The following is a 7,059-nucleotide window of genomic DNA, read 5'->3' as shown; positions in this document are numbered from 1 at the left end:
TTGTCTGCTAAAGTATGTAGGGTTGTTTTTTCTTCTTTCAAGTATCTAGATTGTAATATATCTAAACTTCTTTCATCTAATGAAGAAAGCGCCTTGTATAGTTTCTGCTGTTGATTTTTTTTAGAGTCGTCAATTAACAATAACTGTTCTGGCGTTTGAGTGTTCTCATTAGTTAAAAATTGTTCCGGCGCATTTGAATCATTATCATCAGAATTTTCAAAAGTAACATCATTAAATTGTAATCGTGACTCCATTTCTAATACGTCTTTTCGCCTGACACCAAGATCTTGAGCAATTTGATCAGCTTGATCACCATTAAGTGAATTATAGATTTTTGACTTAGCTTTTTTTAATTTGAAAAATAATTTACGCTGGGCCTTAGTTGTGGCTACTTTAACAATTTTCCAATTTTTAAAGATAAATTCATGAATTTCAGCTCGAATCCAGTACACTGCAAATGACGCTAAACGTACGTTTTTATTGGGATTAAAGCGCTTAACTGCTTTCATTAGTCCAATAGTACCTTCTTGTATAAGGTCTTCTTGCTCAAGACCATAACCTTTATAACCATGCGCAATAAAAGCAACAAAACGCATATGTGATAAGACCAATTGCCTTGCAGCATCTAGATCATGATTCTCATAGAGTTTTATAGCTAATTCATGCTCTTGCTCAGCAGTGAGTATAGGTGGATATTTTTGAACACCTAAAGAGTTTGAGGTGCTGGTTACTGGTAAGGCGAACTTTGAGCTCATTTATAAAAATTAAATATTATCAAGGATTAATATTATAGGTTAAATCAATGAGTTAAGCAAGGTTTGGTACTTTAAAGATTGTTGAGAAAGTTGTAGTCGCTGAGCGAGAATTATCTTAGATAAATCCTCTAATGCCGCTTCAAAATCATCGTTAATTACCAAGTAGTCAAATTCATTGTAATGCTTCATTTCGCTAACAGCATCGCGCATGCGCCTGTCAACAATAGCTTGATCATCTTGACCTCTGCCTGTTAAGCGTTCACGTAGAGCTTGCTCGGAAGGTGGAAGAATAAAGATACCAATTGCCTCTTTAAACGTTTGATTAACTTGTCTAGCACCTTGCCAATCAATTTCCAAAATAACGTCCATACCACTAGCTAATAAATCTTTAACCGTTTGTTTGGCACTACCATAGTAATTATCAAAAACTTGTGCAGACTCAATAAAACCATTATCTTGATTAATTTGATCAAATTCTTGTTGAGAAACAAAAAAGTAATTTTTACCATGCTCTTCACCAGGACGAGATTGGCGAGTTGTGTGAGAAACTGAAACACATAAGCCTTCAGTTTTTTCAATAAGTGCTTTAACTAAAGAGGTTTTGCCACAACCAGAAGGAGCAGCGACAATAAATAAATTAGCCATTATGATTTAGGCGTGTAGCCTTGAACATCATCTGCGCCTTCTTCTGAAAAGAAAAACTTGTCCATTTGCTCTTTTAGATAATTTTGCGCATCAGGATCCATCATGCTTAAATTGTTTTCATTGATAACCATAGTTTGATGTTCAAGCCATTGTTGCCAACCTTGTTTAGAGACATTGGCCAAAATTCTTTGCCCAAGCTCCCCTGGGTAGGGTGCACGATCTAGCGCTTCAAGCACTTCGTTAAGTTTTACACAATTCACAGTATTCATAATTTTCTCATCCTGATACCTAAGACTCTTAGGCTTAAAAAGTAAATGAACGCTGACAAACAAACAGTGGTGAGTAGCGTTGTAATCCTAGAAAATGCATCGGCATTGATATAGGCGCTATGTGCTTGATCAAAGTTCAAAATAAAGATCACCATTATAAAGCTTGCTGCTAAAACTTTAAAAAATATTTTGGTTAAATCATGAGAAAAAGTAAAAATTGATTGTTTTCTTAAATAGTAATATAGGAGTGATCCATTAATTACAGCAGAAATTGACGTAGCCACTGCCAAACCAACATGGTCAAAATAATAGCCAAGAATACCGTTTAAAAAAACATTTGACAGCATGGCAGCAACGCCAGCTTTTACAGGAGTCTTGGTGTCACCTCTTGCTAAGAAAACTGGGGCTAAAATCTTAACCAAAATAAAGGCCACCAAGCCTGACCCATAAGCCATTAAGCTTAGAGAAGATTGTTGTGCAGCAAACACAGTAAAAGCATCATACTGAAATAAACTAACCATTAAAGGCTCGGCAAGCAGTATTAAACCTGCACAAGCAGGCAAGCCTAAAATTAAACCAATCTTTAATGCATAATCAATGGTTCGGGTGAATTGCTGATGATCTTTGTTAGCATAATGCTTGCTAAGCTTAGCAAGTGCCACTGTAGCTAAAGCGATACCAATAAGCGCCAAGGGCAGTTCCAGTAAACGATCGGAATAATACAGCCAAGAAACACTGCCACTAACTAAAACAGAGGCAATCATTGTATCAATAAGTAGATTTATTTGAGAAACTGATACGCCGAATAATGCAGGCAGCATTCGGTTTCTAAGTTTTTTCACCGCTTTATGATTGCCTTTAACTAATTTTGGTAATTTTCGAATTTTAATCAAAAAAGGAATTTGAAATAGTAATTGCAAGACGCCGCCAATTAGAACTCCCCAAGCAAGTGCCATAATAGGTTCATCTAAGTGTTGAGATAAATAAACACTGGATAAAATCATCGAAATATTAAGTAATACTGGTGTAAATGCAGGCACAGAAAATCTATCGTAAGTGTTTAAGATGCTCCCAGAGAGAGCGGTTAATGATATTAATAGAAGATAAGGGAAGGTAATGCGCAACATGTCTGATGCAAGGTTAAATTTTGTTAAATCTTCATCAAAATAAAAACCCCATGCGAACATGAAGATAACTACTGGCGCAATAACAATAGTTATGAGTGTAATAATCATTAGTACAATTAAAAATTTAGTACTAATATGATTAATAATATTTTGAACTTCTTCTTCAGTTTCTTGGGCTTTAGCTTCTGCAAGAATAGGAACGAAAGCTTGAGAGAATGCACCCTCACCAAATAGCCTTCTTAAGAAATTAGGAATGCGAAAAGCTACTAAAAATGCATCTGTTAGGCCGTTAGCACCAAAGTATTTAGCAATAAAATAATCACGTACCAAGCCTAAGATACGTGAAAGAAAAGTCATTCCAGTAACAATACCGCTTGACTTTAGAAAGGATTTATCCATCGATAGGAAGAGTTTTATTCTTCGACAGGGCCACGCATAATGCCCACTTTCGAGCCACGAATACAGTTAACAAACTGCATAACTTCAAGGCTATCAGCCTCTGAAACTTCTAATTCTTTAAGCATTTGATCAAGTAATCGACCTGTAGATTCCCTGTATACGACTTTAAAGGCTCTTTTAATTGAGGCAATTGAACTTGATGAAAAGCCACGTCTGCGCATACCTTCAGCGTTAATACTGCGAACACGAGTTTGAGTGCCTGATGCCACCATATAAGCGGGAATATCTTTATTGACATGACAACCCATACCGATATAAGTATGAATACCAATCATGCAAAATTGCTTAACCAGAGTGAAACCACCTAAAATTGCCCAATCATGAACCTTAACATGGCCTGCTAATGAGGCATTATTTGACATGATAACATGATCACCAATTTGACAATCATGAGCAATATGAACATAAGCCATTAGCATATTGTTAGAGCCTACTCGAGTGAGTGACTTTTCTTTTTCGGTGCCACGATTAATGGTGCAGAATTCACGAATTAAGTTTTCGTCTCCAATAACAAGATTTGACTCCTGACCTTCTTCATAAGTAATATCTTGAGGGTCGCCACCAATAGAGGCGAATGAATAGATGTGGTTGTTTTTACCAATTTTAGTAGGCCCTTGGATAACCGCATGGGATTCTACAATTGTTCCAGAGCCAATTTCTACATTAGCACCAATCACTGCATAGGCGCAAATTTCTGCACTTTTATGAACTTTGGCACTTGGGTCTATTATTGCACTTGGGTCTATCGCCACATTATTCTCCTCAAGAATTTTATTTTTTATTCAGCTGCTTTTTGTGTACACATAAGTTCAGCTGTAGTAACAACTTTACCATCAACAGTTGCTCTACATTTAAACTTCCATATGCCGCGCTTAACAACTAAGACTTCGACTTCAAGTCTTAACTGGTCACCAGGTTCAACCATTCGCTTAAAGCGCACTTTATCAACACCAACAAGCATATAAATTTGTCCATCAATGGGTTTACCCACTTCTGATTTAAATGCCAAAATTCCAGTTGCTTGAGCTAATGCTTCAATAATTAAAACGCCCGGCATAATGGGTTGAGTAGGGAAGTGTCCAGTAAAATGGGGCTCATTAAAAGTCACATTTTTTATAGCAACCAATGTTTTTCCAACTTCAATCTCTAAAACACGATCAATTAGTAAAAAGGGGTAGCGATGTGGTAAGAAATTTTTTACTTCTTGAATATTCATTTCCATGATTATTTTCCTTTTAAATGAGTGAGTTTGATATTTAAATATTGGGTGATTTTATCAAGTTTTATGAGCCAAACGCTAACAATCTGCCATTTTTTATGAGGCATTAATGGCATAATTCCTGTGTACATGCCTGGTGTGGTTATATTTTTGTCAATCGTGCTTTTAGCATTAACAATGACATCATCGCAAATCTTAAGATGGCCAACAATTCCCACCATGCCACCAATCATACAGCGTTTTCCTATATGTGTACTACCTGCAACCCCAGAACAGGCAGCGATTGCTGTATCTTCACCAATTATAACATTATGAGCAATATGCACTAGATTATCCAACCTGACTCCTTGATGAATATGCGTATTTTCTAAAGTCCCTCGATCAACCGTCGTGTTGGCACCGATATGAACCTGATCATCAATTACTACATTACCAAGATGGGCAATAGAGTGCCAATGATTGTTGTTATCTCTTGCATTGCCAAAACCTTCAGAGCCAATTACAACGCCTGGCTCAATAACGACAGAGTTTCCAACAATTGAGCTTTGAAGAATATTAACGTTTGAGCCGATCACGCAATTATTACCAATGATAGTATTATCTTCTATAACTGTATTAGCGCCAACAGTTGTATTGGCACCAATACTAACATTTTTACCAATGCAGCAATTTGTTGCTATGGTGGCATTGTGAGTTTGTGCGCTATAATGGATGCCGCTAATATGTGTTACTTTTTGCTTAAATAAGTGTGTTATTTGTGCAAATGCCAAATAAACATCGTTTACGACAATAGCATTAGTATTGCAGAAGTTTTGTAAGGATTTATTGATAATAACGCAACTTGCTTGTGTATTTTGCAACTGGTCTTTATATTTTTCACTCACCACGTAACTGAGCTGTCCAGATTGTGCACAATCAATACTAGCTAGAGATGAAATAGATAGTTTACTATCACCGATTAATTCAGCGTTAACAAGCTTAGCTATTTCCCCCAATGTATGCATGTTATATCAGTGCCATGTTTTTATTAAAAACTAGTTCCCAGTGTAAATTCAACTGATTTGGTTTTGTCAGCAGATTTTTTTATCAATGGTGTAGCTGCATAAATACCCAATGGACCAACAGGTGTTAACCATGAAAACGCAACACCTGTTGACATGCGAAGTTCATCAAAACTAAAGTTTGAGGCTTTTTCTTCAACTGATCCTGCATCAACAAAGGCGCTCATACGCATATTTTTACTATCACCGATAAACGTCATTGGTGAGATGACAGAGGTACCAGCCAACATAGAGAGTTCACCACCCTTGGCCTTCCCATCTGAATAAACTGCACCCAATGAGTTAAAGTCAAATCCACGTACAGAGGATGAGCCACCACCATAGTAACGCTTAAAGAATGGCAGCTCTTTATCACCATAACCTTGAGCTAAACCTAAGCTACCATTGACTTTCCAAGTGAGATCATTACCAAGCGGGTAATAGCTCTTATGTGAAGCATCTAATTTGTAATATTGGAAATCAGCAATTGGTAAAGTTAAATCAAAGCTTAAGTTATTTTTACTACCTTCGGTTGGGTAGTTAAAATTATCTAATGTGTTATTTGACCAATTAAGGTTCGTCTTCACTTCAGTCTTATCGCCACTCGCACATTGTTTGGTTTCAAGACCAGACCCTACGTATAGTCCCGTACCTCCAAATGAAGGGCCACAAGTAATGTCACGAGTTGATACTCTTAAGTCTGCACCAACTCGAGTCTCTTTAGTGAGGGGAATGCCGTAACCTAAACTAGCACCAACTTCATTAGTTTTATATGCAGATACATCAAGAGCTGCTCCATCAACATCTTTACTAAAAACACCATAACTAATTGAGTGAGCGTCTTCTGTAAAATAAGGGTCAGAAAAGTAAAAGCTCATTTCTTTAACCGCATCTGAATTTGAAAAAGCAGCGTTTAGCGTATTGCCAGTGCCTAAGAAGTTATTCTCTTTGACTCCTAGATTAAAAGCAGCGCCCGAACTGTTTGAATGAGAAAGTCCAATTGAAAACGTACCGGTTTTAGTTTCTTCAACACTAAAGTGTAAGTTGATTTTATCTTCAAAACCCTTCAGCTTTGAGACGTCCATTTTTACATCTGAGAAGTATCCCAAACGTTTAATATTTTTGATAGATTCATCTAACTCAGTATTAGAGTACAGACCACCTTCGTTAATGCCAATCTCACGACGAATTACTTCATCTTGAGTTCTGGTATTACCGGTAATAGTGATGCGATTAATATAGACTTTTTTATTAAGTGCAATATTGATTTCTAGATCAATAATGTGCGACTTGGTATCTTCCTTAGTGATTGGATTAACCTTGGCAAAAGCATATCCTTGATCAGCAAAAATATCAGTGATTGCCTGAATACTTTCAATGACTTTTTTACGTTCAAAGACATCGTTGGTATCAATAGTTAGCAATTCTTTTAAGTCTTTAATGGACTGATTAAGAAGATCTCCAGTAAAGCTAATGGCGCCTACTTTGTATTCAGCACCTTCACTAATTTGAATATCAATATCAATATTTTGCTTGCTGGTTGAT

At 36.6% G+C, this 7,059-nt stretch carries 8 protein-coding genes; all 8 read right to left on the bottom strand.

Going from position 1 to position 7,059, the window contains the following annotated elements:
* Positions 1-755 (bottom strand): RNA polymerase factor sigma-32 (locus tag N9Y32_06720; protein ID MDB2590703.1); only part of this gene is annotated, 755 nt, incomplete at its 3' end.
* Between the two features lie 39 nt (positions 756-794).
* Positions 795-1,400, bottom strand: a complete 606-nt coding sequence (gene gmk / locus N9Y32_06715; GenBank protein ID MDB2590702.1) for a guanylate kinase — start codon at positions 1,398-1,400, stop codon at positions 795-797.
* Positions 1,400-1,669: an oxidative damage protection protein gene (locus N9Y32_06710; GenBank protein MDB2590701.1), complete on the bottom strand. Its 270-nt coding sequence runs from the start codon at positions 1,667-1,669 to the stop codon at positions 1,400-1,402. The genes gmk and N9Y32_06710 overlap by 1 nt, the downstream gene beginning before the upstream one ends.
* Complete coding sequence (gene murJ / locus N9Y32_06705; GenBank protein ID MDB2590700.1) at positions 1,666-3,195, bottom strand: murein biosynthesis integral membrane protein MurJ; 1,530 nt, start codon at positions 3,193-3,195, stop codon at positions 1,666-1,668. The genes N9Y32_06710 and murJ overlap by 4 nt, the downstream gene beginning before the upstream one ends.
* A 14-nt stretch (positions 3,196-3,209) precedes the next feature.
* Positions 3,210-4,007 (bottom strand): acyl-ACP--UDP-N-acetylglucosamine O-acyltransferase, encoded by a 798-nt coding sequence (lpxA, locus tag N9Y32_06700; GenBank protein MDB2590699.1) that lies wholly within the window; start codon positions 4,005-4,007, stop codon positions 3,210-3,212.
* Between the two features lie 26 nt (positions 4,008-4,033).
* The gene (gene fabZ / locus N9Y32_06695; protein ID MDB2590698.1) at positions 4,034-4,477 is read right to left on the bottom strand and encodes a 3-hydroxyacyl-ACP dehydratase FabZ; all 444 of its coding nucleotides are present in this window, start codon (positions 4,475-4,477) and stop codon (positions 4,034-4,036) included.
* Between the two features lie 2 nt (positions 4,478-4,479).
* A complete protein-coding gene (gene lpxD / locus N9Y32_06690; GenBank protein MDB2590697.1) occupies positions 4,480-5,478 on the bottom strand; it encodes a UDP-3-O-(3-hydroxymyristoyl)glucosamine N-acyltransferase in 999 nt (332 codons plus the stop codon).
* 23 nt (positions 5,479-5,501) lie between these two features.
* On the bottom strand, positions 5,502-7,059 hold a 1,558-nt coding region (gene bamA / locus N9Y32_06685), incomplete at its 5' end, for an outer membrane protein assembly factor BamA (GenBank protein MDB2590696.1).

This window comes from Candidatus Thioglobus sp. (assembly GCA_028228555.1).
Classification (GTDB): Bacteria; Pseudomonadota; Gammaproteobacteria; order PS1; family Pseudothioglobaceae; genus Thioglobus_A.
This window is presented reverse-complemented; position numbering and strand designations above follow the sequence as displayed.

What these genes read in the sequence shown, in the direction of transcription:
- lpxD (MDB2590697.1), bottom strand. Translation starts at nt 5,478, where the DNA reads ATGCATACATTGGGGGAAATAGCTAAGCTTGTTAACGCTGAATTAATC.
- murJ (MDB2590700.1), bottom strand. Translation starts at nt 3,195, where the DNA reads ATGGATAAATCCTTTCTAAAGTCAAGCGGTATTGTTACTGGAATGACT.
- N9Y32_06710 (MDB2590701.1), bottom strand. Translation starts at nt 1,669, where the DNA reads ATGAATACTGTGAATTGTGTAAAACTTAACGAAGTGCTTGAAGCGCTA.
- fabZ (MDB2590698.1), bottom strand. Translation starts at nt 4,477, where the DNA reads ATGGAAATGAATATTCAAGAAGTAAAAAATTTCTTACCACATCGCTAC.
- gmk (MDB2590702.1), bottom strand. Translation starts at nt 1,400, where the DNA reads ATGGCTAATTTATTTATTGTCGCTGCTCCTTCTGGTTGTGGCAAAACC.